At 57.6% G+C, this 25,957-nt stretch carries 20 protein-coding genes; 8 read left to right on the forward strand and 12 right to left on the reverse strand.

The annotated features are described in order from the left end of the window. Positions 1-684: 684 nt before the first annotated feature. The 4 genes from queA to I2G40_RS04280 form a co-directional block, all read right to left on the reverse strand. The gene (queA, locus tag I2G40_RS04265; RefSeq protein WP_195544301.1) at positions 685-1,896 is read right to left on the reverse strand and encodes a tRNA preQ1(34) S-adenosylmethionine ribosyltransferase-isomerase QueA; all 1,212 of its coding nucleotides are present in this window, start codon (positions 1,894-1,896) and stop codon (positions 685-687) included. Positions 1,897-2,030: 134 nt separating this feature from the next. Then, a complete protein-coding gene (gene argF, locus I2G40_RS04270) occupies positions 2,031-3,041 on the reverse strand; it encodes an ornithine carbamoyltransferase (RefSeq protein ID WP_195544302.1) in 1,011 nt (336 codons plus the stop codon). A 32-nt stretch (positions 3,042-3,073) separates the two neighbouring features. Next, a complete protein-coding gene (locus I2G40_RS04275) occupies positions 3,074-4,318 on the reverse strand; it encodes an arginine deiminase (RefSeq protein WP_138112878.1) in 1,245 nt (414 codons plus the stop codon). Between the two features lie 28 nt (positions 4,319-4,346). Next, positions 4,347-5,789 (reverse strand): YfcC family protein, encoded by a 1,443-nt coding sequence (locus I2G40_RS04280; RefSeq protein ID WP_195544303.1) that lies wholly within the window; start codon positions 5,787-5,789, stop codon positions 4,347-4,349. Between the two features lie 253 nt (positions 5,790-6,042). On the opposite strand from I2G40_RS04280, the gene I2G40_RS04285 reads away from it, so the two are divergent. Further along, on the forward strand, positions 6,043-7,293 hold the full coding sequence (locus tag I2G40_RS04285; protein WP_138112882.1) for an arginine deiminase: 1,251 nt from the start codon (positions 6,043-6,045) through the stop codon (positions 7,291-7,293). Positions 7,294-7,295: 2 nt separating this feature from the next. Beyond that, positions 7,296-7,952 (forward strand): XRE family transcriptional regulator, encoded by a 657-nt coding sequence (locus I2G40_RS04290; protein ID WP_052044062.1) that lies wholly within the window; start codon positions 7,296-7,298, stop codon positions 7,950-7,952. Positions 7,953-8,012: 60 nt separating this feature from the next. Here the strand turns inward: I2G40_RS04290 and I2G40_RS04295 are convergent, their stop codons facing one another. Together I2G40_RS04295 and I2G40_RS04300 are read right to left on the reverse strand one after the other, a co-directional pair. Continuing rightward, on the reverse strand, positions 8,013-8,588 hold the full coding sequence (locus I2G40_RS04295; protein ID WP_195544304.1) for an epoxyqueuosine reductase QueH: 576 nt from the start codon (positions 8,586-8,588) through the stop codon (positions 8,013-8,015). Positions 8,589-8,598: 10 nt separating this feature from the next. Next, complete coding sequence (locus I2G40_RS04300; protein WP_195544305.1) at positions 8,599-9,165, reverse strand: DUF3267 domain-containing protein; 567 nt, start codon at positions 9,163-9,165, stop codon at positions 8,599-8,601. Between the two features lie 132 nt (positions 9,166-9,297). Here I2G40_RS04300 and I2G40_RS04305 point away from each other — a divergent pair, with 132 nt between their 5' ends. After that, positions 9,298-11,448 (forward strand): methionine--tRNA ligase, encoded by a 2,151-nt coding sequence (locus I2G40_RS04305; RefSeq protein WP_195544306.1) that lies wholly within the window; start codon positions 9,298-9,300, stop codon positions 11,446-11,448. A 59-nt stretch (positions 11,449-11,507) separates the two neighbouring features. After that, on the forward strand, positions 11,508-12,611 hold the full coding sequence (locus tag I2G40_RS04310; RefSeq protein WP_195544307.1) for an RsmB/NOP family class I SAM-dependent RNA methyltransferase: 1,104 nt from the start codon (positions 11,508-11,510) through the stop codon (positions 12,609-12,611). A 24-nt stretch (positions 12,612-12,635) separates the two neighbouring features. Here the strand turns inward: I2G40_RS04310 and I2G40_RS04315 are convergent, their stop codons facing one another. Further along, positions 12,636-12,806, reverse strand: coding sequence for a hypothetical protein (locus tag I2G40_RS04315; protein ID WP_158556936.1), 171 nt, complete (start codon positions 12,804-12,806; stop codon positions 12,636-12,638). A 191-nt stretch (positions 12,807-12,997) separates the two neighbouring features. Here I2G40_RS04315 and I2G40_RS04320 point away from each other — a divergent pair, with 191 nt between their 5' ends. Further along, the gene (locus I2G40_RS04320; RefSeq protein WP_195544308.1) at positions 12,998-14,089 is read left to right on the forward strand and encodes a beta/alpha barrel domain-containing protein; all 1,092 of its coding nucleotides are present in this window, start codon (positions 12,998-13,000) and stop codon (positions 14,087-14,089) included. Positions 14,090-14,196: 107 nt separating this feature from the next. On the opposite strand, the gene I2G40_RS04325 is transcribed toward I2G40_RS04320, so the two are convergent. Beyond that, the gene (locus I2G40_RS04325) at positions 14,197-15,087 is read right to left on the reverse strand and encodes a DegV family protein (protein WP_195544309.1); all 891 of its coding nucleotides are present in this window, start codon (positions 15,085-15,087) and stop codon (positions 14,197-14,199) included. Positions 15,088-15,407: 320 nt separating this feature from the next. Between I2G40_RS04325 and I2G40_RS04330 the strand changes: the two genes are divergently transcribed. The 3 genes from I2G40_RS04330 to I2G40_RS04340 all read left to right on the forward strand — a co-directional run bounded on the left by I2G40_RS04330 (position 15,408) and on the right by I2G40_RS04340 (position 18,425). Continuing rightward, the gene (locus I2G40_RS04330) at positions 15,408-17,324 is read left to right on the forward strand and encodes a fructose-1,6-bisphosphatase (protein ID WP_195544310.1); all 1,917 of its coding nucleotides are present in this window, start codon (positions 15,408-15,410) and stop codon (positions 17,322-17,324) included. A 78-nt stretch (positions 17,325-17,402) separates the two neighbouring features. Next, on the forward strand, positions 17,403-17,798 hold the full coding sequence (locus I2G40_RS04335) for a GtrA family protein (protein ID WP_195535654.1): 396 nt from the start codon (positions 17,403-17,405) through the stop codon (positions 17,796-17,798). Positions 17,799-18,017: 219 nt separating this feature from the next. Further along, on the forward strand, positions 18,018-18,425 hold the full coding sequence (locus I2G40_RS04340) for a GtrA family protein (protein WP_022095123.1): 408 nt from the start codon (positions 18,018-18,020) through the stop codon (positions 18,423-18,425). Positions 18,426-18,585: 160 nt separating this feature from the next. Here the strand turns inward: I2G40_RS04340 and I2G40_RS04345 are convergent, their stop codons facing one another. From I2G40_RS04345 to I2G40_RS04360, 4 genes are all read right to left on the reverse strand, one after another. After that, positions 18,586-19,476, reverse strand: coding sequence for a DUF4430 domain-containing protein (locus tag I2G40_RS04345; protein ID WP_324252568.1), 891 nt, complete (start codon positions 19,474-19,476; stop codon positions 18,586-18,588). A 9-nt stretch (positions 19,477-19,485) separates the two neighbouring features. Continuing rightward, entirely contained in the window at positions 19,486-23,319 is a 3,834-nt protein-coding gene (locus I2G40_RS04350) for a DUF4430 domain-containing protein (RefSeq protein ID WP_195544311.1), read from the reverse strand. Between the two features lie 350 nt (positions 23,320-23,669). After that, a complete protein-coding gene (locus I2G40_RS04355) occupies positions 23,670-25,433 on the reverse strand; it encodes an ABC1 kinase family protein (RefSeq protein WP_195544312.1) in 1,764 nt (587 codons plus the stop codon). 8 nt (positions 25,434-25,441) lie between these two features. After that, positions 25,442-25,858 carry a hypothetical protein gene (locus I2G40_RS04360; protein WP_117583986.1) on the reverse strand — a complete coding sequence of 139 codons (417 nt, stop codon included), beginning with the start codon at positions 25,856-25,858 and terminating at the stop codon, positions 25,442-25,444. Positions 25,859-25,957: the final 99 nt, after the last annotated feature.

A 25,957-nucleotide genomic window follows, 5' to 3' on the forward strand; every position in this document is an offset into this window, starting at 1 on the left:
GGCTACATGTCTCCGGTCGAGTTCAGGGAGGCGGGGCTGTCCCTCCCGGAATCGTCCAAATAGGTGTTGCCAATCCACAGTCACCCCGGAAGCGGTTCGATCCGAAGCCGTTGAGGCGAACCTCAGGTCCCTTTTTGCGAGCGCCCAGGGCGCCACACGCGTGCACAGACTGTCGGTTCGACGAAGAAGCCTCAGCCGTAGCAACGGATTGCCCAGCGAGAGATCGCCGCGGGCGGATATTAAACTGCAAAGACGAGCGTCGGTAAGACACGCCGAGGTCGCCGCGGACGGGCTGATATAGGGAGAGGGCCTGACCCCATATCGTTGGGGCCAGGCCCGATTTTGCCTCTTGACAATGTCCTGCTCATATTAAAAGGAACGTCCCCAAGTGCCAAGTGCCCAATGACTACTCAACAACCACGGCAACACCGATGTTATGGCAGAGTCAGCGAGCGGGTCGCATTTGAGACAAGGTGACATGAAACGAAAGGGCGCTGACCTTCTGGTCGCGCCCTTGAAGTTGAACGTCAGATTGTCCAAATGCGGCCCGCGCAGCGTCGCCCGGTCCACCGTTCGGCAGAACGGCGGAACCTTCCTGGTCATGCCGCCGAAGTTGAAAGGCAGATTGCCGCTCTGGCGGGTTTGCAGCGTCGACCGGTTACGGCGTTTGTAAAACGCCGTAACCTACTGAATGAGCATCGCGTCGCCAAAGCTGAAGAAGCGATAACGCTCTTCGATGGCGGCGGCGTAGGCATCCATAATCTGGTCGCGGGTGGCAAGTGCGCTCACGAGCATCATGAGCGTGGAGCGCGGCACGTGGAAGTTCGTGATCAGCGCGTCGACCACGTGATAGGTCGAGCCGGGCATAAGGTAGAGCTGCGTTGTCGCGTTCTCGCGCACCACGATGTCGCCGCGGCCGAGCGTGTCGGCCCCGTCCTCGCGGCCCTCAAAATAGCGCGCCGTCACAGCCGGATCGGACACCGGCGCGTCCGCGTCAAACGCGCTCTCGAGCGAGCGCACTGCGGTAGTGCCGACGGCGATCACACGATGGCCCTCGGCCTTCGCCTTATGCACGGCGTCGACAACCTCCTGCGACACGTGGTAGCGCTCGGTGTGCATCACGTGCTGCGCGGGGTCGTCCTCCTCCACCAGACGGAAGGTATCGATACCCACCTCGAGCTCGACGGCGGCAAACTTGGCACCCTTGGCCTCGATGGCAGCCATGAGCTCGGGAGTAAAATGCAGACCCGCCGTGGGAGCAGCGGCCGAGTGCTCCTCCTTCATGGCGTAGACGGTCTGGTACTTCTCGGGATCGCCCTCGTAATCGGTAATGTAGGGCGGCAGCGGCACGTGGCCGGCAGCATGGATGGCCTCGTCGAGCGTGCGCGGCTCGCCGGCGGCATTGCAACCGGCCGGCTCAAAGCGTACCAGGCGGCCGCCGCGGCTATCGGTGACAAAGTCGACAACCTCGGCCGTCAGCACCACGGGAGCCCCCTCGGGCGCATGGGCGCCACCGGCGCGATACTCAATATGAGCACCGGGCTTCAGGCGCTTGCCCGGCTTGACCAAGCACTCCCAAACATGGCCCAGCGGATCCACGTCCTCGCGGCGCTTGAGCAGCAGGGTCTCGACCACGCCGCCCGATCCCGTTTTACGACCGATCAGACGGGCCGGCATCACGCGCGTCTGATTGATGACGAGCACGTCGCCCGGCTCGATATAGTCGATGATGTCGCGGAAGATGCAGTGCTCAACGGTACCGCCGTGCTCCAGCGGCGTTCCCGCCTGGGAGCCCTTGCGATCCACCACCAGCAGGCGGCAGGAGTCGCGCGGCTCGGCTGGAGCCTGGGCGATCAGTTCCTCAGGAAGGTTGTAGTCAAAATCATCGGTACGCATCTTTGCCTCTTTCACAAAGCGCGTCAGTCGAAAAAATCGACTGACGCGCGCATCATTCTCCCCTGTATCCTATCAGCTTGTTGAGAGAAATATAGTATGGCAAACAGATTTGCGACTGTTTTCTCAACGCCCCGCTACTTAAGCGTTGCGTACATCACCGCCTTAATCGTATGCATGCGATTCTCCGCTTCTTGGAAAACACGAGATTTATCGGACTCAAAAACCTCGTCCGTGACTTCCATTTCGGTGACTCCAAACTTCTCAGCAATTTCGGCACCAACAGTAGTATTAGTATCGTGGAAGCTCGGAAGGCAGTGGAGGAAAATCGCCTCGGGCTTTGCCATAGACATCACCTCAGCGGTCACACGATACGGCGACATTAGCTTAATGCGGCTTTCCCACAGCTCTGCGGGCTGACCCATGCCAACCCAAACATCCGTGTAAATTACATCGGCATCACGAGCGCCTTCCTCAATATCCTCTGTAATGGTAATCGTCGATCCATGCTCGGCCGCAATACGACTACATTCTGCAAGGAGTTCAGGGTCATAGGATGTAGCCCCCTCCGAATTTCCCCCGATTGGGCCGCAAGAACAGTAGTTAATGCCGAGCTTAGCGCAAATGACCATGAGCGAATCGGCGACGTTTCCGGCCGCCTTACCAAAAAATGTAAGTTTCCTGTCCTTAATCTCTCCAAACTCTTCACGCATGGTCAGAATATCGGCAAGCACTTGAGTCGGGTGAAATTCAGTAGTCAGCCCATTCCAAACGGGAACCCCAGCTTTTGCAGCAAGCTCCTCAACCTTCGTCTGCTCAAAGCCGCGGTATTCAATTCCGTCATACATGCGGCCAAGGACGCGAGCCGTGTCCTCAATCGACTCCTTTTTGCCCATCTGGGACGAGCCCGGATCCAAATAAGTTACACCCATGCCAAGGTCAAGTGCACCAACTTCGAAGGCGCAACGAGTACGCGTGGAAGTCTTCTCAAATAGCAAAACAATATTCTTACCTTCAAGGTATTTATGCGGAACACCGGCACGCTTCATGCTTTTGAAGTTAGCAGAAAGCTCAAGCAGATACTCAATCTCTTCCGTCGTGTAATCAAGCAGCTTCAGAAAACTGCGCCCAGCGATGTTAACACCCATATTCGCCATCTCCTATCACAGTGGATTTGCAACTAAATATCTTCGCGCCAGAAGGGCATGCTCATGCAGCGCGGGCCGCCACGACCGCGGGACAGCTCCTCGGAGGGAACGACCAAAAGTTCCAAACCGTTCTTGTAGAGCTCATCATTTGTGACAACATTGCGCTCGTAAACACAGACTTTACCAGGAGCAACGGCAAGAGTGTTCGACCCGTCGTTCCACTGCTCGCGAGATGCCTCAACCATATCGCCGGCACCGCACTCAATAAGCTGCACCTTCTCCACGCCAGTAGCCATTTCAAGAATATGTTCAAGCGTGTCATCAATCTCTTGAACAGCGACCATTCCCTCAGAGTCACCACGAGTCAGACGATAAACACGAAGGGTCTCAAAAATACCGGGATAAACTGTGAACTTATCGAAATCCACCATGGTGCAAACGGTGTCAAGATGCATGTAAGCATAGCCGTTGGGGATTTTAATAGCGTAAACGGTATCGATCTCAGAATTCCCAGATCCCCAGAACAAATTCTTTGCAAGCTCCTCAATCGCAGCCGCCTCAGTTCGCTGGCTAATTCCAATAGCCAAGGTATGAGCGTTAATGTTAAGCACATCACCGCCCTCGATATGCCAGGGATTCTTATGGTCGTACCAAATCGGAGTCCCTACATAATCGGGATGGTATTTGAAAATCGCTTCATAGAAGGGCACTTCACGATCTCGCTGTTTCCAATACATATGGTGAAGCAGAACGCCTTTGCCCACGGAAGCAAGAGGATCGCGAGAGAAATACGAGCTCGGAAGAGGCTTCAACACCAAATCATCGGGCTTCGCATCCTCATTATCCATCATACTAAGCGTAGTCGAGACGCGAGGCAGCTCAAGGTCACGATAACGATACCCCCCCATAGCCTCAAGTACAAACTGATACGAATCTGAAATAGCGTCGAGCTTTTCACGAACAGCCTGCTCAAGCAGAGGATTGACAATCCCGCTCTCAGCCATAAATGTATCGGTAAACTCAGCGCGAGCCGAGGGGCATGCATCCAGCGCCTCAGCAACGAGTTTCTCCATATAGAGAACCTCAACACCTTCGCTCCTCAGAAGATCCGCAAAGGCATCATGCTCCTTTTGAGCCACATCAAGATAGAAACAGTCGTGAATCCAGACATCCTCGAACTCTTCCGCCTTTACGTTCACAAGGTCACGACCGGGGCGGTGAAGCACAACTTTCTTGAGCTTACCAATCTCGCTGTGTACATTCAGTCCTTTAGACATTCCTGTTACTCCATTTCAGCCATGAAACCTACAGGGCAATAAGTCCCGAGATTGCTACGAATACGATATTGATGAGCGACACGACCAAGAAGAATTTCCAAACGGTCTTCCACCACTGGCCAAGCTTGATCTTACACACGCCCAAACCCGCTACAAGAATGGCGCTAGTAGGACAGATCAAAGACATCGTCGCGCTACCCATGGAGAGAGCCCACACGGCAGCCTCGGGATTAAGGCCCATGAGTTCGGTCAAAGGTCCAAAAATGGGAGCGGTCAGTGCTGCAAGGCCAGATGAGCTGGGAACCAGAATCGCCAGGAGGTTCTCAACCGCATAAAGAAGCGTAGTAAAGAGAACCGCCGGGATGCCGCCCAGACCAGTAGCGAGCGCATTGAGGATGGTATCAATGATCATGCCGTCAGAGGCAATGACAAGGATGCCACGCGCAAGTCCAACGACAATTGCCGAGAAAGCAAAGTCAGCGATACCCGCAACAAATTCCTGAGCGATGACGTCCTGACTAAAGCCCGCAATAACACCAGCCAACAGGCCCATGGCCAAAAAGACCGCAGAAATCTCGTTCATATACCAGCCCTGGGTCACAAGTCCCCAGATGATAAGGCACATACCAGCGATAAATACCGCAAGCACGCCTTTTTGACGACCCGTAAATTCCGCGTCAAGGGCAGATTCATCGGCAGCGAACTCGACTTTCTTGGCGATATCATCCTCAAATGTGATCGATGACTCAGGGTTCTTCTTTACCCTTCGTGCATAGAGGACAACCCAAGTAATTGCAACGGCGGTCAAAACAACCCAGGCAATCATACGCAGCCACAGCTGGGGGTTGCCCTGAATACCAAGAATACCTTGCGCAATGAGAACATTAAACGGATTAATCGTTGAGGCGATGTAACCCGTGCGCGCTCCAACGAACACGACCATGAACGCCGTCATCGAGTCGAAGCCCATAGCCATCATAATTGGCATGAAGATCGCAAAGAACGGAAGAGTTTCTTCCGCCATGCCAAAGCTCGTTCCGCCCAATGCAAAGAGAACCATCGCAATAGGAATAATTAGAATGTCTTTGTTCTTAAAGCGGCGAACGACACGACCCATTCCGCTCGTGATAGCGCCCGTTTTAGTAATAACCTGAAACGAACCGCCCACAATCAAGATGAATGCAACGACCTCAATTGCCTCTTGTATACCGCGCGTTGGAGCCTGAAGAACATCGAAGACGCCTTGTCTGAGATCTACTTCATCCCCGGTTTCCTCGTCAATATATGTCTTTTCACTCTGCTCATACGTACCTGCGACAGCGACTTCACGACCGTTCACCTCCTGACGCTGATAGGACCCAGAGGGAACAATCCACGTGAGAACAGCGAAGATGACCATAAGTGCAAAGATGATCGCATATACGTGCGGGACCTTGAACTGCTTGATGCCTTTCGAACTTTCCGCTGCCATTTCTCCTCCTTCATTCCTTTTCCCATCTATCCAGCTGGCACCATAAATGTATGAGGTTGCTCAGCGTTGGTCGGCCAACCATCGCCATCGTGTCGCTTTTCACCTATGAACGGCAGCTAAAGTGACGTTATTAATCAATCTGATATTTAAAATTGATGTTATTTATCAATTACATACGTCTTTTAACTTTTCCGCAACACAACAAGGAACCTGCCTTAGCCTTATATAAAAACCAGCAGGACAGGAGACAGACATGCAAGGCGTACACATAACAAATGAAATCGGTCATTTAAAAGCCGTACTTGTCCATCGACCTGGAGCTGAAACACAAAACTACCCTGATGCCGACTTCAGCCAAGTTTTCTCCCTGCGAAAATGGAGCGGTCGTTTTGACCTCGACAAAGCAATATATGAGCACGATTCCATGGTTCAATTGCTTAAGAAGCATGGCGTAGAAACCATTGAAATTAGGGACCTTCTCGAAGACTCACTTGAAACTGAGCCCCAATCACTTAAATATTTTATTGATGACTACCTCCGTTGCAGCGGAGCAACAGGCAGAGAGTTCCTCGAGACAATAACCCAGCTGTTTGAGAACGCTAAGAACACCCAGGAATTGGTGAATATAGTACTTAACGGCATTCGCTTTGGAGACACTGAGCTATGTTCAAACCAGTCGGAAACACTACGAGCGCTCGTGCACGAGCAATTTGACCCCGCCTCGCTCTTGGTCAATCCCCTCAACACGCTTTTTTTCACTCGTGATCCTGCTGTGGTAGTCGGAGACGGCATCATCCTAAATCATATGTATTGGCCTGAGCGTGATCGTGAGGTCGCCTTATACCGGCAGATATTCACCCACCACAAGATCATGGGAGAAACCCCAGTATGTGATTTGAACAGGAGTAGTTACCATATCGAAGGCGGAGACATTCTTGTTATCAGTGCTAAGACAATTTTAGTTGGAATCTCTGACCGAACTGAACCCGCCGCCGTCGAGTCACTTGCAAAAGAGCTCCTGACCTCAAATAAATTCCAGACCACCGAGCTAATTGCGATTCGAGTCCCCTCTGACGGGCTGCGTATCCACCTCGATACGTTCATAAGTAGAATTGATCACGACGCGTTCCTCATCGATCGTGAGATATGCAATGCCGTTGATGCATACAGCATTCAACTAAAACGATCCGGAAAGGGCCTTACGATCACTCCTATCGATCGCACGATTCCGGAAATACTCTCTGCAGCCTGTTGCGAACCAATAAAAGTAATTGACTGCGGAGGCGGGAATCAAACCGCCTACGAAAGAGAGCGCCGGAACAACGCAACGTCTATCCTTGCGCTCTCGCCAGGAAAACTATGCGTATATGAAGAAAACGTTTGGACCAACGAAGCGCTTGAGAAAGCAGGAATGGAATTATTCCCGTTATCCATTGACGAGCTCACCAAAGGCTATGGTGGCACAAACTGTCTATGCCTCCCCCTGTGGCGAGAGGATCTATAGCCATGGGCTTCGGGGCAAATATTCGTAAACTCCGCACCATGGAGCATCTTGGTCAGGCGCAACTTGCAGAGATGTTGGGGGTATCTAAAGAGACCGTTTGTCGTTGGGAAAAAAGTCGGTATGCCCCCCGTGAGCGCCATATTGAAAAGTTACAAGCGCTCTTCGGTTGCACCCGCGATGAACTTGTTGGCGAGGAAAACGGTTTGGCCGTAAAGCTCGCAAATAAAAGAATCGTCACCGACGAAGACCCTGCTATCCACGAAATGGAGGGCGCATTTCCCGTCATCGATATCGAATCGCAAAAGCGCCGCATCACGCACAGCCAACAAAATGCTTGCGCGCCCGTAGACGTAGCCAAGCGTCACCCACATAGCGTTTTCGTTAAAATCAAAGGTGACGAAATGTCCCGCATTTACCCTCCCGGCAGCTTACTACTTGTCGATACCACCGCAAAGCCTTGGAACGGCTGTGCTGTATTGGCGCTCGCAGACGGTAAAACACCGGTAATTAGGCGATTTGCAGAAGGAAACGACATGATTGTGCTGTCGTCCCATTCATATGCAACAGCAAGTCCGGATCTGATGTTTAACAAACGGAGGATTAGAATCATAGGAGTCGTCGTTTGGTATCAAGCGAGCCACGATCACACGCTTAATTAAATCGACTTTCCCAAAAACGACCGTACCGCACAGACAGCTCAAGGCCCCAGCCCAAATGAACTACTTTTTGGCGGCTTTGCGCTCGTCGCGGATACGGGCGCGGTCCATGGCCGCCTCGACAGCCGAGAAGCGGCAACCACAGTAGTTCTGCCGATACATGCCAAGCTCGCGCGAACGGCGTGTCGCCTCGGGGTAATACGGGCGAAAATCGCGAATCACCGGGGTGAGACCGCGGGCGGCAGCCAGACGCTCCAACACATCATTGCAGGTTTCGAACAACTGGTACGGCGAGACGGCGAGCGTCGTGCCCACAAACTCAAACCCGCGCTCCTGGGCCACGCGGCACGCCTCGGCCAGACGCAGGGCATAGCACGCGCGACAGCGACGGGCTCGGTCGGCACCCAGCGGCGCCACGCCGGTCTCCCAGCGATCGCGGTCCTCCCCTGCCTCGATGAGCTCGATGTCGCCATCGGCACACCACCGGCGCAGCTCGTCCAAGCGGCGCTGCCATTCATCGCGCGGTTGAATATTGGGGTTGGTCCAGCAAATCGTGGGCTCAAACCCCTCCTCGCGCAGCAGGCGAACCGGCTCAAGCGAGCATGGTGCACAGCACGCATGCAGCAACAACGACTTCATCGACATCTCCTCACCCAAAAAAGCGCACGCCAAAGGACGTATCCTCGCAGGCGACAATGCGGCGGTCGCGCAAAATGGTCCGCACGTAATACCAATCGCCCACACAACCCGACAAATGCAAGCCGGCCGCCAGGTAGCACAGCAGCGGATAGCCCGAGAACGCAAATCCCAGGGCAAACGCCGCCGTCACAACAACCGTCGGCGCCAGGCAAACCGCCATGTACCGCCGGCGCGAATACACAACGCCCTCGGCGCAGGCATAGATCATCGCCGTCTCGCGATTCGCCCCAAAGGTCACCTTCGCGCCCGCAGGCGCCAGCAGCTTAAAAAACACACCGTGCACCAGCTCGTGCACGGCGAACGACGCCATTGAGATCGCAGCCAAGCCGACTATCCAGCCCACGACAGCCATCCAGCCGCCCGCGTCAGCCGCATCCAAGTCTGCAGGCCCGCCCAGCAGCATAAACACCGGCACCAGGCACACGGCAAACACGCCGACTACGACCATCCCCCACACGAAGCAAGCGTGCAGAAATTCCTCGTCTTCAAACGCATGTATGTTGGAAATCTCATTCATAGCATCTTAGGATAGCGCCCCTGCCACGTACCCGTCCGCATGTGCGATAATGTCGAACGATATGCACGAATTGACCACCGCGTCGCCAGGCCTTGCGCCCGGCCGCGCTCTCACCATATGCGAAGGAGTCCCATGGCATCCAAATACTCCATGAACGACCGTCCCAGCTGGCCTCGCCGCGCCATCGTTACCGCCGGCGAGCCCTACGGCAACAAGGGCCTTCACTTTGGCCACGTCGGTGGCGTCTTTGTCCCGGCCGACTTCTTCGCCCGCTTCCTGCGCGACCGTCTGGGCCGCGAGAACGTCATCTTCACCTCGGGCACCGACTGCTATGGCTCGCCCATCATGGAGAGCTACCGCAAGCTCAAGGAGAACGAGGGCTACGACAAGTCCATCGCCGAGTATGTCGAGTCCAATCACTCCCGCCAGGCCGCGACCCTCAACAACTACAACATCAGCTGCGATATCTACGGCGGCTCGGGCCTTGAGCCGGCTGCGCAGATTCACAACGAGGTGACCGCCGAGATTATCGAGCGTCTGCACGAACAGGGCACCATCTCCAAGCGCTCCACGCTGCAGTTCTACGACGCCAAGGCCGGCACGTTCCTCAACGGCCGCCAGGTGATCGGCCGCTGCCCCATCCAGGGCTGCAAGTCCGAGAAGGCTTATGCCGACGAGTGCGACCTGGGTCACCAGTTTGAGCCCGAGGAGCTCATCGCGCCCAAAAGCCAGCTCACCGGCGAGGTGCCCGAGCTGCGCCCGGTCGACAACCTCTACTTCGACCTGCCGGCCTACCTCGACTTTATGAAAACCTATACCGCCAAGCTCGCCCAGAACCCGCAGGTTCGCTCCGTGGTCTCCAAGACCATGGAAGAGTGGCTGCTGCCGGCCCAGCTCTACATCCAGAACAAGTTCCGCGAGGCCTTCGATGCCGTCGAGGATCAGCTTCCCGAGCACACCGTGCTGGAGCCCGAGGGAAACAAGAGCAGCTTTACCGTCACCTTCCCCAGCTGGAAGGAGCGCGACGACGCCCATGCGGTGCTCGCCAACGGCGGCGTGCGCTTCCGCAGCGGCAAGGCGCTCGTGCCTTTCCGCATCACCGGCAACATCGACTGGGGCGTTCCGGTGCCCCAGGTCGACGGCGTTTCCGACGTCACCTGCTGGTGCTGGCCCGAGAGCCTGTGGGCGCCCATCAGCTATACGCGTACCGTGCTCGCGCGCGATGCCAAGGCCGCCGGCGTGACCGAGGGCGTCGCCGCCCAGGATGCCGCCCTCATGGGCGAGCCCGCTGCCGACTCCACACAGGTGCCCGCGCCCACCTACCAGCACAGCTCGCTCGACTGGCGCGACTGGTGGTGCTCGGACGACGCACAGATCTACCAGTTTATCGGTCAGGACAACATCTACTTCTACTGCGTCGCGCAGACCGCCATGTGGGAGGCCCTGGGCTGGGACCTCACGCAGAGCACCGTCAGCGCCTGCTACCACCTGCTCTACATGGGCAAAAAGGCCAGCTCGTCCTCGCAGACGCCTCCCCCGCCGGCAGACGACCTACTCAACCACTACACCTGCGAGCAGATGCGCGCTCACTGGCTGTCGCTCGGCCTGTCCGAAAAGCCGGTGAGCTTTAGCCCCAAGGCATACGACACCCGCGTGACCGGCAAGGACAAGAACGGCAACGAGGTGCGGGCCTGCGACGACAAGCGCGTTATCGACCCAGCCCTTAAGGAGAGCGCGCTGCTGACCGGCGTGTTCAACCGTCTGGCCCGCAGCTGCTTCTACGGCGTCGCCGTCAAGGAAGGCGACGAGAGTCCCTACCGCAACGGCTGCATCCCCGCCGGTGCCGCTTCTGACACCGTGGTCGAAGCCGCCCAGCAGGCAGCCCTCGCCTTTGAGCAGGCCATGTACAAGTTCGAGACGCACCGCGCGCTTGCCGTGTGCGACGACTACCTGCGCGCCGCCAACAAGCGCTGGAGCGACGCCTCCAAGGCCGCCAACAAGCTCGAGGGCGACGAAGCAAACGCAGCGATGACGCAGGCCCTGGTCGATGCCTTTACCGAGCTGCGCGTGGCGACCGTCCTGATGCACGGTATCGTCCCGGCCGGCTGCGAACTCATCTGCGAGCACTTCGACGTCGATCCGGTCGCCTTCTTTAGCTGGGATAACATCTTTGCCTCCACGGACGAGTTCGTAGAGAGCCTGGGCGAGAAGCCCGGCGAGCACCGTGTGAAGCCGCTGCCCCCGCGCTTCGACTTCTTTAGCAAGCACGAGAGCCAGTACTAAAGCACGCCAGCAGCGGCGTGCCCGGAAAGTAGTCAAATTGGGACGGGAAGGAAAGACGGATGTCCAAGCCGCGTCGTCGTAAGCAGAAAAAGCAGGTCAAGGCCGAGCTCAAGCTCAGGCAGTTTGCCGCTACCGAGCTTTCTGACCAGCTTGCCGCCCAACACTCCGCCGCCGACCTGCCGCGCTTTATGGTCGACACGGTCGCCGGCGCCTATGCCCCCACCGATGCCGAGCTCATGATCGAGGGCTTCGGCGCCGCGGCCACACGCCCGGTCACGCTGCGCGCCAACACGCTCAAGGCAACTGCCGAGGACATCGTTGCGGTGCTCGATGCCGCCGGCATCGCGCACCAAACCGTTACCTGGTATCCGGACGCCTTTATCCTGCCCGAGGCCCAGGTTTCCGATCTGTGGGATCTCGACATCTACCGCGACGGCAAGATCTATCTGCAGAGCCTGTCGTCCATGATGCCGCCGTTGGTCCTGGGCGCTCAGGCCGGCGAGGACATCCTGGACATGTGCGCAGCCCCTGGCGGCAAGACGACGCAGATCGCCGCCCTCACCCAGGGCCAGGCACACCTCACGGCCTGCGAGATGAGCATTCCCCGCGCCGAAAAGCTTGAGTCCAACCTCCACCGCCAAGGTGCCAAAAACGTGCCCGTCATGCGCATCGATGCACGCGAGCTCGACGAGTTCTTCCGCTTCGACCGCATCCTGCTCGACGCCCCATGCACCGGCACGGGCACCGTCATCAGCGGCAACGAGAAAAGCCTGCGCGGCCTGACCGAGCAGCTGCTGAGCAAGTGCGCGCGCTCGCAGCGAGCACTTCTGGACCGCGCCATGGGAGCCCTCAAACCGGGCGGCACGCTCGTCTATTCGACTTGTTCGATCTTGCCGCAGGAAAACGAGGACGCCCTGCAAGAAGCCCTCGACAAGCACATGGACTGCGAGCTTATCCCCCTCGACGGCACGCCAAGCGAAAGTGAAGCACGCCGCGCCCAGGAAGCTGGTGAGGAGCCGCGCATCGAGTCCAACGCCCTGACCGAGGCCATTGCCGCGGGTCAGGTATCGGCCATCGCCAACGGCCTGCCCGGCACGCTCACCATTCCGCCTAGCCGCGACTTTGAGGGCTTCTACATTGCCCTGATCCGAAAACGCAGCTAGCGCACGGATCCAAAACTCAACAAGCTATCTCTGTGCGCGTTTGCCCTGCTGGTCACGATGTTGTTTAAGCGTCGCGCGCTCCTTGCGTTCGGCCCTTTTGCCCTTAATGGCCGTGACCACAAAGTAGATGACCGCGGCGGCAACGATTGCGGCCACACACAGGCCAATCGAGCCAAACATAGCTGTCAATTCCATACCGCGTCACCTCTCTTTTAAACGGGACTTTCAAGATAGCACCTCGATACCCGCCACCACAGCTCCTTCACGTTCGCCGGCCCTTCGGTCTAACGGATGGCGCGGCGGGGAAAAATCAACTCGTCAAACGATTTAGCATTCGCAATTCCGGCTGCATAGCGCCGGCCGTTATCACATAGAATCGAGCTTCCATGGATACCCTCAACGATCTAAATGAGCGCGTCGACGCCTTCGTCGGCACCAGCTCCTTCGACACGCCTGCCGCGGCAAACGGCCAAGCTCCCATCGATGTGCCCGCCGAGGTTCACGAGGACATCGTCGCCTCGGTCGATTTCTCCGAGGTCAAGCTCGCAGACGAGTTCACCGAGCCCCAAGTAGCCGTCACGCCCAACGGCCTGCTCCCTATGGAGCCCCTGCCCATCGACGGACGCCTGCGCAAGGCTGCCCTTCGCATGCCCGACGAGATCGAGGAGGCCAGCGGCTTCACGCTCTTTGGCCGACGCATCAAGTCGCTCATTTACACCACCGATGTCGCGGTTATCCGCAACTCCAACGCCGACGCCGTCTTTGCGGTCTACCCTTTCACGCCGCAGCCCGCCATTACGCAAGCGCTGCTGACCGTCGCCGAGTGCCCGGTCTTTGTAGGCGTGGGTGGCGGAACTACGACCGGTAAGCGCTCCGTGCAGATGGCAGCCGTCTCCGAGATGCAGGGCGCGGCGGGCTGCGTGGTCAACTCCCCCGCTACTGCCGAGATGGTCGAGCACATCACCAACATCGCCGACATCCCCGTCATCGCCACGGTCGTTCGCTGCGACGACGATGCCCACGCCAAGGTGCGCGCTGGAGCCAAGATTCTCAACATCGCCGCCGGCAAGAATACGCCCCAGGTCCTACGCGAGCTGCGCGAGCACTATCCCAACCTGCCGCTTATCGCGCCGGGCGGCAAGACGCCCGAGAGCATTCGCGAGACCATCGCCGCCGGCGCCAACGCCATCATCTGGACACCGCCTTCGGCCCAGCAGCTACAGACCGACATGATGCAGCGTTATCGCAAGATGAAGGAAGACGCCACACCCGTCATCTCGCGCGACGACGTGCCCATTATCGACCAGGTCGCCGCCGCCGAGGTCAGCCAAGTCGAGAACATGAATCCCGATGTGCCGATTCCCGACGAAGTCATCGAGCGCGTCGCTTCGATCCACGAGCGCGTCGAGGAGCATCGCGCCAACCGCGGCCTCAAGCCGTCACTGCACGGCTTTTTCTTCCGCGGAAAGAAACGCTAGCCGCAACAGCAAGGCCCGCCCCACAAACAACGGAACGGGCCCTTTCTGTTATCGAATGTCAGAAGGGACAGGCGCAACGGTTAAAACTGTCAGCCAGCCCACGAACGTTAATCCACGCGCTTGTCGCCCATAAAGAAGAGTGCCACCGTACCAGGTCCGGTATGCGAGCCAATCAGAGTACCAATGTCATTGATCTCAATCTTGCCTTTAAGCTGCGGAACCTGTTCCTCAATCAGCGCCGCAACCGCCTCGGCATCCTCGCGGCACGCCGAGTGCGACATGATGCACTTACCCGAATAATCCACACCGTCCTGCACGTGTGCCATCATGGTCTTAGCCATCTCGGAAATCGCTCGCTTCTTAGTGCGAATTTTCTCACGCGGCGACAGCTTACCTTCGCAATCGACCGTCATAAGCGGGCAAATCTTAAGCGCCGTGCCAATGATCGCGCTCGCAGCCGAAATGCGACCGCCTCGTAGGTAGCTCGACAGATCGGTCGAGAAGAACCAGTGGTGCAGGTTGAGCTTGCGCTCCTCGATCCAGGCAGCCGTCTCGTCGAGTGAAGCCCCGCTATCGCGCACATCGGCGGCATATTCCAGCAACAGACCAAAGCCCGAAGACGCCGCCAGCGAATCGATGACGCGCACTTTGCCGCCCTGGGGATAGCGATCCGCGAGCATCTGCGCCGCAACGCAAGCCGATCCATACGTGCCCGAAATACCCGACGACAACGTCAGGTGCAGCACGTCTTTACCCTCGGCAACAAACGGCTCCCAAAACTCCTCGTACTCACCCACGCTCACCTGAGACGTCTTGGGCATGGCGCCCGCGGCAATCTGGGCAAAAAACTCGTCCGGCGTAATCGACTGATACAGATCGTCCGTATAGACAACATCGTCGATCTCGTAATGAAAACACACGACAGGGATATTGCGCGCCGCAAAGAACTCACGGGTTCGGTCGGCGGCGGATTCACAGGTCAGGACAAAATCACTCATATGAGGCTCCTTACTCATTGCTGCGCAAATTATCGCACAGTGAGCCTACATGCTGTACATATGTCCACTATTTACCAAATCGAACCAAATATAGTGAACATCTTTACCACCATCGTCTCCACCGGCCCCATGCATAAATATCTGAGAAAACACCCTCTGTCGTCTCCACCCAACCGACACATCTACCTTCACTAAATCGATTTACCAAACCGTTCAGCCGACAATTCAGCCGCTGGCGCAAAATCAAAACAAAAGCGGCGCATACTGATAAACGTTTGATGCTGTTTATCAGTTTTACCAGCCCCATCGGAAGGTGTTTCATGGTCGCATTCGATCGCAACCCGCAAGACTTCAAGTATCTGCGCCTGCTGTCGAGACAGTTTCCCACCGAACAATCCGCATTTACCGAAATTATCAACCTCTCGGCCATCCTTAACCTACCCAAGGGCACCGAGCATTTTATGAGCGACGTGCATGGTGAGTACGAAGCCTTTATGCACATCCTCAACAACTGCTCGGGCGTCGTGCGCGAACATGTCGACGAGATCTTTGGCGACACGCTCTCCTTTGACGAAAAGGGCGAGCTGTGTACGCTCATCTACTACCCGCGCGAGAAGATCGACCTGGTCCGCAGTCAGCGCGAGGACTCGCCCACCTGGTACAAGACGATGCTTGACCAGCTCATCATGGTCGCTCGCTCACTTTCAAGCCGCTACACGCGCTCCAAGGTGCGTAAGGCCATCCCGCGCGATTACGCCTATATCATCGACGAGTTGTTGCACACGCACCCGGACGAGAACAACTATCGCGTGCGCTATCACGAGCGCATCGTGGAGTCCATCCTGGAGACCGCCAGCGCCGACGACTTTATTGAGTCGCTCGCCTCGCTCATCAAGCGCCTGGCCGTCGACCACCTGCACCTGGTGGGCGACATCTTCGACCGCGGCGGCGGCGCGGCCAAGATTATGGACCGTCTGCTCACCTACCATTCGCTCGACATCCAGTGGGGCAACCACGACCTGCTGTGGATGGGCGCTGCGACCGGTGAGCCCGCCTGCATCGCCACGGTGTTGCGCAACAACCTACGCTACGACAACTACGAGATCCTGGAGAACGACTACGGCATCTCGCTGCGTGAGCTTGTCGCCTTTGCCGATGCCGCCTACACCGCCGGTGAGTCCATCACCCCGCTGATCAAGGCCATCAACGTGCTGCTCTTTAAGCTCGAGGGCCAGATTATCCAGCGCCACCCCGAGTTCGATATGACCGACCGCCTGTTACTCGACAAGATCGACCACGACACCGGCACGGTCACGCTCGCCGACGGCAGCGTGTGGCCGCTCACGACCAACGACTTCCCCACCGTCGACCCGGCGGACCCCTATACGCTCACGTCTCAGGAGCAGCACATCATCGACAAGCTCGTGTCCGAGTTTGTCACCGCCGATCACCTGCATCGCCATATCGATTTCCTCTATTCCCACGGCTCGATGTACAAGGTCGCCAACGGCAACCTGCTCTTCCATGGCTGCGTGCCGCTCAACGAGGACGGCACCTTTAGCAGCATGAACTGCCTGGGCACCTGGCACGCTGGCCGTGATTATCTCGATTTTTGCGACCACATCGCCCGCCGCGCGTGGCGCGTGGGCGACCGCGATGCCCTCGACTGGATGTGGTACCTGTGGATTGGCTTCAATTCACCCGCCAGCGGACGCCTGGTGCGTACCTTTGAGCGCGCCTATATCGCCGATAAGAGCACCTGGGTCGAGCCGATGGACCCGTACTTTACGCTTACCAAGTCGCCCTCGGTCTGCGATGATATCATGCGCGAGTTTGGCGTCGCGCCCATGGCATGCTCGCCGACCGGCCACATCATCAACGGCCACACGCCCGTTAAAACCACCAAGGGCGAGCAGCCCATCCGCGGCGAGGGCAAGCTGCTGGTCATCGATGGCGGCTTCTGCCGCGCTTACCATCCCAAGACGGGCATCGCCGGCTATACGCTTATCTCGAGCTCGCGCGGCTGCCGCCTCAAGTCGCACCGGGCCTTTACGACGGTTGCCGAGGCACTCACGCGCAACGTGGACATCGAAAGCGAGACCAACCGTTTTGACCAAGCGGACCGTCGCCGCATGGTGAGCGACACCGATACTGGCGCCAAGATCCGCAGCCAAATCCAGGACCTGCGTCAGCTGCTCGATGCATATAGAAACGGTGCTATCGAGGAGCGCGCCTAGCACCACCCGCGGGGATTGGCTAAACTTGCTGAGTTTGTCATCCCCGCGGCGCTTCGGCGCCAGCTTAAGGCAGGTACCATGCAAAAGCTCCTTGCGCAGATCATGAAATTTGGCGTCGTCGGTGTCATTGCCACGGTTATCGACTTTGGCATTATGAATCTGCTCCACTACGGTCTGGGCCTCAACATCCTAATCGCCAACACCAGCGGCTTTATCGTCTCGCTCATCTTTAATTACGTCGCCAGCATGAAGTACGTGTTTGCGCACAAGGAAGGCATGAGCCGCCGCCGCGAGTTCATCATCTTTGTCGTGCTGTCCGTGATCGGTCTGGCACTCAACGACGGTATCGTGCTGGCCCTCAACGCCGGCCTGGGACTCGAGGCCAATATCGCCAAGATCTGCGCCACCGCGCTTGTCATGGTCTACAACTTTGTGACCCGAAAAATCTTCCTGGAGGGCGACGAGACAAAATAGCTCGAAACCCCTGCAGCATTACGGCGCCCACGGACGACGCGCACTCAGCGCAGTATCGTCCGTGGGTGTCGCTCGTTTACGGGCAAATTTTCAACGTTTGCGGATTAGCTCTTGAAAATTTGGCGAGTTCATATAGTTCTTGGCAAAGACCTTACGTTTCCCTTGTAAAAGCTCTAAAGTATCCTCTGCTCGATTCATCAACGCATTGGATGTGATTACGTGCGCAAGGCGCTGGCACAACCTCATACCAAGCAGTTCCTCAAGTTTGCTGTCGTGGGTCTTATCTCCTTTGGCATCGACTGGGGCATGCTCATTGCGCTCGTCGAGCTGTTCCACCTCGACTTTTTGATGAGCACCACGGTTTCGTTTATCACGTCCGTCGTGGTCAACTACTGGCTCAGCATGAAGTACGTGTTCGACCACCGCGAAGGCATGAGCCGCAAGCGCGAGTTCACGATTTTCACCATCCTGTCGGTGATCGGTCTGGGCCTCAACGACCTGTACATGTTTGTGGGCGTCACGTTTTTGAGCATCGGCTACCAAGCCATGAAGGCCATCGCCACGTTCCTCGTCACCTGGTACAACTACTTCAGCCGCCGCTTCTTCCTCGAGGGCGCACGGTCGTAGTCGATTCACTATTTGCTTGAATGTATAACCGGTTGGAATTCCCGTTCCAACCGGTTTTTTTGTTTACCGAGAGACCCGGTGGCCCAGTCCCATTCGCACGAAAAACGGGCGGCCCGGATGTTTGTCCGAACCGCCCGTCTGGCGCGCTATGTCGAGGCCTCTAGCCTGTCACGTAATACCAGACCACGTTGTCACCATTGGAGAGAACGTAGTTGCTGCAGGCCGTCATGGGCGTTGTGCCGTTGACGGAGTACATCCAGCCGCTCGTGCCGCCGTGCTGTTTCTCGGCCAAACCACCAATCGCGGAGACATACGTGCCGTACGACGAGCCATGTGCGTTGACAGAAAGGCCCAGCGCGCACAGGGCATCGTAGACAGTAGCGCCTTCGTTAAAGGTAAAGGTGCCACCAGAGGACACAGGATTGCCCACAGCGCTCGATGTGACCGAAACCGTCACCGTAACGTAGTTAGACTCCTGTGAGCCGCTCTGGCCGCCCGAGGAGGCGTTTCCACCATTAGAGGATGAGGCTCCATTAGACGACTGGCCACCGCCCGAAGAAGCACCGCCAGACACATTGGAAGTATCACCGGCTCCCGTATTTTGGGCAGCAGATTTATCGCCAGACTTCTTGCCGTCCTGGTCCTCAGACTTCTTGCTATCCGAGCGTTTATCCGATTCCTTGTGCGAAGACTCGGAATCGTCCTTGGACTTGGACTCATCTTTTGCGTCATTCGATGACTTGGAATCCTTGGAACTGGCCTCGCCCGAAGCGGCAGACGAGCCAGACGCCTTGGTGTCCTTGGTGACGACGCTCTCCCCCGTCACAGTCTGAACGATCCAGTCAATGGACCAGGCGCCGCTCTCGGAAGGATGGACGAAGCCCAGCGATATGACAATCAGCGCAACGCACGCGGCGGTCAGGACGCCAGTAAGCGCCTTCCGTCGAGGGGCGGACGCCGTCGAAGCGGCGCCCTGTTGCTTTGAATCGTCGAACTGAATGAACGAGGAATCTGGTTGCTTGGGGTCAGCGTCCTTGGATTTATTGGACACAGCCCTCACCTACCGACGTTTGGTGAACACGAACACGCCGACGATGGCGAGACCGATGACGCCGGCGGCAACGCCGACGATGGCGAGCGGATTGGTGCCAGTCTCCTGCTCGGAAGCACTAGAGGACTTCTTAGCAGTGGTCGTGGAAGCAGCGCCCGTATCGGACTTGGAATCGGACTTCTTGTCGGACTTGCTGTCCTTCTTGTCAGACTTCTTGTCAGACTTCTTCTCGTCCTTCTTGTCGGACTTCTTGTCGTCCTTGGTCTCCGTCTTGATTGACACTGTTGTCTTGGTCACCGGCTTCTTGCCCGGGGCAATAGCGCCGCCCTTCGAGCCGGAACCAGAACCCGTGCCAGCGCCAGTGCCGGAACCGGTACCAGAACCGCTACCGCCGTTGGAACCAGCACCGCCATTGCCGCCAGGGTTAACGGCATTCTTGGTCCACTTGGCATACAACGTAAGGTCGGCCGTCACCGGCGTACCGAAGTCATACGCCTGCGTGCAAGCCTCATCGGTGAACCAACCGCCGAAAGCGTAGCCATCGCGCGTCGGATCGGCCGGCTTGACCAGCTTGCCATCGGACGTAGCAACAAACTTAGTGTCGCAAGCAGACCCGCCGTTGGAATTAAAGGCAACCGTCCAAGACTCAACGGCCCCCAGCTTGAACAGAGTGCCCGAGTCATTGATGTAGTACAGGTTGCCAGATGCATCGGCAATGACCGGAGAGTCGCAGTGCTGGTAATGGCCAGCCGCATCATAAATCTGCGTCGCCTCTGCATCGCCGAGCGTATAGCGATATACGCCACCACCAGCAGAGTAGTTGACGTAATCCTTGCTATCCGCGCTGTTAACGGTGAAGTACACATAGGTCTTGCCGCCCTGAACACTCACCAGCGGAGTAGCAGCAATACCGTTAAATCCGGCCGGCAGTTCTTTACCGTCAGCAGCGGTGACCATCGTGGTCTTACCGGTCTTCAGATTATAGAGAGCCAGAGCAGAGCCAGTAGCCGTCTGTCCGCCGACAATCAAGTTTTCGCCAGCCACCGCCGGTGCGCTCATGTTATTCGTAAGACCCAGATCGACCGTCTTCTGCTCGCTCAGCACGCCCTTCGCCGAAAGCGAAATCACATGGAGCTTTCCATCGTGCGTCATCTGATAGAAGGTCGAACCATTGGACGGATCGGCGACACAGTCGGCGTTCGCGAGAGCGCCGAGCTTCATGGTCGAAACGACATCGCCCGTCGTCTTATCAATGCACTTAAGCGTGCCCGCGCTCGTAGGAACGATGGCATACTTATCCGTCAAAGCCGCACCAGTCCAGTAATAGCCCTCGGCAGGGTCGATGTTCTGCCAAGAGACTTCGCCCGTGGCAATCTTGATACGCTTAAGGGAGCCGTTGCCGTAGGTCGCGTTGTAATTCTCGTCATACGAAATATCGACCGAGCCTACATAGACGTACTCGCCGTCCGAAACGACGGTGCAGGAGCTCTGCGTCAAATCCGTCAAACCAGGCGTCAGCCACTTGCAGATCAGCTTGTCTGCAGTAATCGCCTGGACCGCACCGCCGTTGAGCGGAACGATGATAAGGCCATTGGTATAGATCGGACGAGAAGTATAGCTCACCTTGGAGGCAAGCGGCGCAGAGGCAACCTTTTTGCCCGTGGACGAATCGATCTTGATGAGCTCGTTCTCGGTCGCGATGTACACAAAGCCGTTAGCGATGACAGGCTCGCTGCAGTTGGCATACTGCTGACCAGACTCGGCCTTCCAATCGAAGGCCCACTTAAGACCGGCGGCCTGCGCAGGCGTCTTGGCATCCGTTACGGTCGAACCGTTGCCACTGTTGCCGTAGCCGGCCCACTCGGCATCCCAATCAGGAGTCGTCGCGCTCGGGTCCACGACAATCTTGTCGGGATCGGGCATGGCCGAATCGTCGGTGGTATAGGCAAGCGTAACCTTATCGCCGCTCTTGAGCGTAATCTGATTGGCGCAGAGTAAGGAGGGCTCTCCGTTGATATACAGGTGCCAATATTTATTGGTCGCAGCATCCCAGGCATACGGCTTGTGATCGAACGGCGAATTGATGGAATTGAGGAACCAGTACTCACCACTCTGGGAGCCGTTGTACGTAACGCCCTTGGCCTTCAGGACCGTCTCAATAAGGTTCTGGGCAGTAGAGCCTTCGGGCAAAGAAACATTGCTTGCCGAGCCCCAGCGAGTATTGTTGCCGTTGACATCGGGACCGATAACATCGACAGACCCAAGCACCTGACCGGGGAGGGCATCGGCGTCAGCACCATACATAAAGGTGACGGCATCGCCCTCTTGAAGCTCGTAGGCACCGGCGCCAACGTCGGCGAACTTGCCATTTACGTAGAAGCGCCAATAGCTATTGGTCGCAGCATCCCAGCCATAGGACTTACCATCGAACGGCGAAGTAATGCCGTTGAGGAACCAGCCCCAAGACGATTCGCCAGCATCGAGAGTAAGGCCGGTCTGCTCAAGGAGATCCTTAGCAGTGGAGCCTGCCTTGAGGCTCGTCTGGTCCGTCGAAGCCCAAACCTGTTGCTTGCCGTCCTTGTCCTTACCAAGTACCTGAACGGAAGCATGGACAGAATCGGACGGCAACTGGTCGCCCCAGCCACCGTAGAACCACGTAACGGTATCACCAGCATGAATGGTGACATTGTCTGCCGTGTAGTCGCTCGACTTGCCGTTGATGAACAGCTGCCAATAGGTCGAATAATCGAGCGGCGTACCCAGTTCAACGCCGTTGTACTTAAGGCTCAGAATGAAGGAGCCCGCAGCAACGGCGTCGATGCCATTCGCCTCGAGCGCGACCTTCGTAAGGTCAAGTGCGTTCGAGCCGGACGTCACCACATACTGCGCGTTATCGACCCAAGTCTGAGTCTTGCCCTGGGCATCGCGACCAATGACGGTCACATTTGCGGCAACCTGGTCCTTAACAACGGGGGTAGTGCTACCAGCCGTATAGGCAAACTCAATCTTCTGCCCCTGGGCGAGTTTAACGCTGCTCGCGCCGACCGAGGAAGACGCGCCGTCGACGAACAGCTGCCAGAAGGCATAAGTCGTCGGATCGTAGGCAAGCGTGCGGCCATCGTTCGGGGATGTGATGCTTTTGAGGTAGAAACCGTATGCCGTGTTCGGATCGTAATCCGCCTTAAAGCCCGTCTTCTGCTGCAGCTTAACGAAGGCATCCGCAGCCGTTGCGCCCTCGTCGAGCTTGAGCTGCGTAGGCGCCACCCAGGTCTGAGCCTTGCCGTCGGCATCGGTGCCGATAATCGAGAACGAGACCTCGACCTGCTTCTTGGCAGCATCGCCGGTTTCTGTCGGGTTCTCTGTCTGAACGGCAGCCGCGGCGGCAGATCCTGCTTGGCCAGCGGATGCCGCCGAAGACTGCTTGCTCGCGGCAGGGCTCTCCCCCGTCGCCGAGCCTTCGTCGCCAGTTGCTGCCTTTGTTGTGGCGGCACTAGCTGCAGGCGCGCTCCCAGAATCCGAAACCTCGGCGCCGCTCTGCCCAGCGGCACCGCCCGCAAGCGCTGCGTCCTCGCCCGGCGTCGTAGCCTGAGCCACAGCCTCGGCAATGCCCTCGGCGCCCTCGGCCCACAGCTGAGCCGGCGTGGTGCCAAAGGCCATCGCGAAGGCCAGGAATGCCACCAGGCCGCGCTTGGCTACACCGCGTGCAATCGCGCCACGGCGATGCAGCGAGGCGCGCTCGCGCTCGTCCTCAAACATATCCATTTGTCCCCCATTGTCTGTACTTGGAGCATTGCCCAGCGGCTGCCCCACGTCATCGCGCATGTTACGCTCGAGTTCCCCCATCGGGGTCCCCCTTCCCTCCAGAGCCCTATGCACACCGGCGGCAAAAGCCGCAGCCGCATGCAAGATGGGAGGCGATCCGACTTAACCTTAACGGCTCAGGCGCGTCGTCCGATCTGCGACGCGAACATCCCGAGCCAAGAGGAATTACGGTTACTGGTACAGCCGGGGACTTGCACCCCGATTCTCCCAAACGCGCAGGAAAACCGCGCGTTCGTGCGTCTCCGCACCACCATCTAGGCCATCGATTATTACCGTCAAAATGGTATCACGCAAAAGGACCCCGCACACAGGCGAAGCCCAAGGTAAAAGCTATTGTTTGCGATAGGAAAATGCGGTGACGGTCGCAGCCTCTAATGTTTGCCGCCGTGGCTGTTGAGCCAGATATTGCGGCCCAGCATAAGCGCCAGCACCAGCGCGCTCACGTAGCCCATAAAGCCAATGACCGGGATACCAAACACAACCGGCTCGATGCGCGCGTAGTACACCACCGACGAACCGATAAACAGACCGGCGATCACAATCGCCATCGACATGCGGTCGATAATTCCACCCAGCTGTCGCAGCGCCTTATCGCTGCTCATGATCTGCGTGTTTACCTTAAGCTGGCCGCGCGTAAGCATACGCGAAGCCAAGCCCAGATACTCGGCCGCCTCGAGCGAGCCTTTTGCCGCGCGATAGCTGCTCGCGGCAAGATCGCGGCTCATCTCGCGCATGCGGGCGTAGGTGCTCTTCTCGTTTTTGATGTGCGTCTGGATGATCTGGATCATGTTGACGTTGGGCATGTACTCGGTCAACAGGCCCTCGAGCGTCACCATGCCGCGGGCGAACATCGTCACCACGCTCGGCAGCTCAACGTCATTCTTACGCGCGAGGTTTAACAGCGAGGTCAAAAACTCGCCGATATCCAGATCCTTCAGGTCAAGGCCCGCAAAGTCAGCCACGATAAAGTCAAGGTCGGACAAAAACGCTGAATGATCGAGCTCGGCCGAATCGCCACGCGTCACGGCGAAGCGCATGAGCGAATCCTTGAGCTTGGGCACGTCACCCTCGGCCACGGCGAAAATCATGTCCTTGACGATACCGCGATCGTGACTCGACATGCGTCCGACCATGCCCAAGTCGATAAAGTAGACGATGCCGTCCTTGAGAATGATGTTTCCCGCATGCGGGTCGGCATGGAAAAAACCGTCATCGAGCACCTGCGTAGAGTAGTCCTCGACAATCGCGGCACCGATCTTTTCCAAGTCATAGCCCTCGGCCACCAAGCGTTCGGGATCGGCGATCGAAATGCCGTCGACGTAGTCCATAACCACCACGTGCTCGGTGCACAGGTCCAGATAGGATTTAGGGCACGTCACGCCATGAACGCTCTTATGGAACTCGTAGAAGTCGTTGAGGTTTTTGGCCTCGGCCAAAAAGTTGGTCTCCTCGCGAAACGAGGTCCACAACTCCTCGACTACGCCGTGCAGATCAACGAATTGATCGGTGTTGACGAACTTGGAAACGATACGCACCACCGAGCGGATGATATCGATGTCCTGTGCCATAACCTGCTGCGCACCGGGGCGCTGCACCTTAACGGCCACGTCCTCGCCGGTCACCAGGCGGGCGCGGTGCACCTGCGCGAGCGATGCGCTACCAAGCGGATTGGGGTCGATCGCATCGAGCATCTCCCCCAGGCGCAGGCCGTATTCCTCTTCCAAGCAGCGGAGCACTACCTCGTACGGCACCGGCTCCACGTCGGAACGCAGACGGCGCAGCTCATCGCAAAAGCGCTGCGGCAGAATCTCGGACCGGTTGGCCAGAATCTGCCCCATCTTGACGAACATGGGGCCGAGCTCCTCGAGCAGGCGGCGCAAGCGAACCGGCGTGAGGTTATCCCACACACGGTACTTTTTGACCAAGCGAACAATCTGCCCGATGCGTTCGCGACGACCCGCCGGCGTGAGCTGGTATTCCTCGTCCGGCGCCATCGCGTCGGGCTCTTCGGGCACCATATCGACAGCGCGCGGCTTTTTGCGAGCGCCCGAGACGGCGGCATCGACCTCATCGACAACCGCCGCCTCGTCACCCAAAGGATCTAGATTGTTGTAATCGGTGGTGGAATCTGCCATCTGCGCTGCTACTCGGCCTCTTCGGTATCCTTCGCATCGTCGGGCTCAACGGACTCGACGGGCACCGAGGTCACGTTGTCCTCGACCGAATCGACGATGTCGCGCACATGGGCCAGGAAGGCCGTGCGCTCGGGGGCGGTCATGACGCGGACCCGGGCAAGGATGAGCTCGTCAAGCACGCGCTGGGCCGCGGTCTCGCCCTGCATGCCCAAGCGCTCGGTCAGATCGGAGATGGTACCGCCGGCCTGCTCGAACATGTCGGACACACTGCGGGCGATATCGGGGGTGGCGGTGTCCTTGCGGACCTGCTCGCCCTTGGTGTTAAGGTCGTCGAGGACCTTCTTGCCGCCTTCGACAGCAACGGCGGCAGCGCCAAAGCCCACGTTAATGGCGCCGTTAACAAGCTGATCGAGTTTCATAACCATGGTTATCTCCAATCACAAACAACTGCATTGACGTTCTTGTACCCAAGATTGAGCGAAAGCGACAAAGCGTTTTAGCGCTATTCGATCGACGGGAAATCC

It is taken from the genome of Collinsella aerofaciens, assembly GCF_015558785.1.
GTDB lineage: Bacteria > Actinomycetota > Coriobacteriia > Coriobacteriales > Coriobacteriaceae > Collinsella > Collinsella aerofaciens_P.

Bases quoted from the DNA above. Each gene is read 5' to 3' on its own strand.
- argF (WP_195544302.1), bottom strand. From the start codon at position 3,041: ATGGGTGTTAACATCGCTGGGCGCAGTTTTCTGAAGCTGCTTGATTAC.
- I2G40_RS04275 (WP_138112878.1), bottom strand. From the start codon at position 4,318: ATGTCTAAAGGACTGAATGTACACAGCGAGATTGGTAAGCTCAAGAAA.
- I2G40_RS04325 (WP_195544309.1), bottom strand. From the start codon at position 15,087: ATGAGTGATTTTGTCCTGACCTGTGAATCCGCCGCCGACCGAACCCGT.
- I2G40_RS04300 (WP_195544305.1), bottom strand. From the start codon at position 9,165: ATGAATGAGATTTCCAACATACATGCGTTTGAAGACGAGGAATTTCTG.
- I2G40_RS04335 (WP_195535654.1), top strand. From the start codon at position 17,403: ATGCAAAAGCTCCTTGCGCAGATCATGAAATTTGGCGTCGTCGGTGTC.
- I2G40_RS04290 (WP_052044062.1), top strand. From the start codon at position 7,296: ATGGGCTTCGGGGCAAATATTCGTAAACTCCGCACCATGGAGCATCTT.
- I2G40_RS04355 (WP_195544312.1), bottom strand. From the start codon at position 25,433: ATGGCAGATTCCACCACCGATTACAACAATCTAGATCCTTTGGGTGAC.
- I2G40_RS04350 (WP_195544311.1), bottom strand. From the start codon at position 23,319: ATGGGGGAACTCGAGCGTAACATGCGCGATGACGTGGGGCAGCCGCTG.
- I2G40_RS04295 (WP_195544304.1), bottom strand. From the start codon at position 8,588: ATGAAGTCGTTGTTGCTGCATGCGTGCTGTGCACCATGCTCGCTTGAG.
- queA (WP_195544301.1), bottom strand. From the start codon at position 1,896: ATGCGTACCGATGATTTTGACTACAACCTTCCTGAGGAACTGATCGCC.
- I2G40_RS04285 (WP_138112882.1), top strand. From the start codon at position 6,043: ATGCAAGGCGTACACATAACAAATGAAATCGGTCATTTAAAAGCCGTA.
- I2G40_RS04280 (WP_195544303.1), bottom strand. From the start codon at position 5,789: ATGGCAGCGGAAAGTTCGAAAGGCATCAAGCAGTTCAAGGTCCCGCAC.
- I2G40_RS04315 (WP_158556936.1), bottom strand. From the start codon at position 12,806: ATGGAATTGACAGCTATGTTTGGCTCGATTGGCCTGTGTGTGGCCGCA.
- I2G40_RS04305 (WP_195544306.1), top strand. From the start codon at position 9,298: ATGGCATCCAAATACTCCATGAACGACCGTCCCAGCTGGCCTCGCCGC.
- I2G40_RS04360 (WP_117583986.1), bottom strand. From the start codon at position 25,858: ATGGTTATGAAACTCGATCAGCTTGTTAACGGCGCCATTAACGTGGGC.
- I2G40_RS04320 (WP_195544308.1), top strand. From the start codon at position 12,998: ATGGATACCCTCAACGATCTAAATGAGCGCGTCGACGCCTTCGTCGGC.
- I2G40_RS04310 (WP_195544307.1), top strand. From the start codon at position 11,508: ATGTCCAAGCCGCGTCGTCGTAAGCAGAAAAAGCAGGTCAAGGCCGAG.
- I2G40_RS04330 (WP_195544310.1), top strand. From the start codon at position 15,408: ATGGTCGCATTCGATCGCAACCCGCAAGACTTCAAGTATCTGCGCCTG.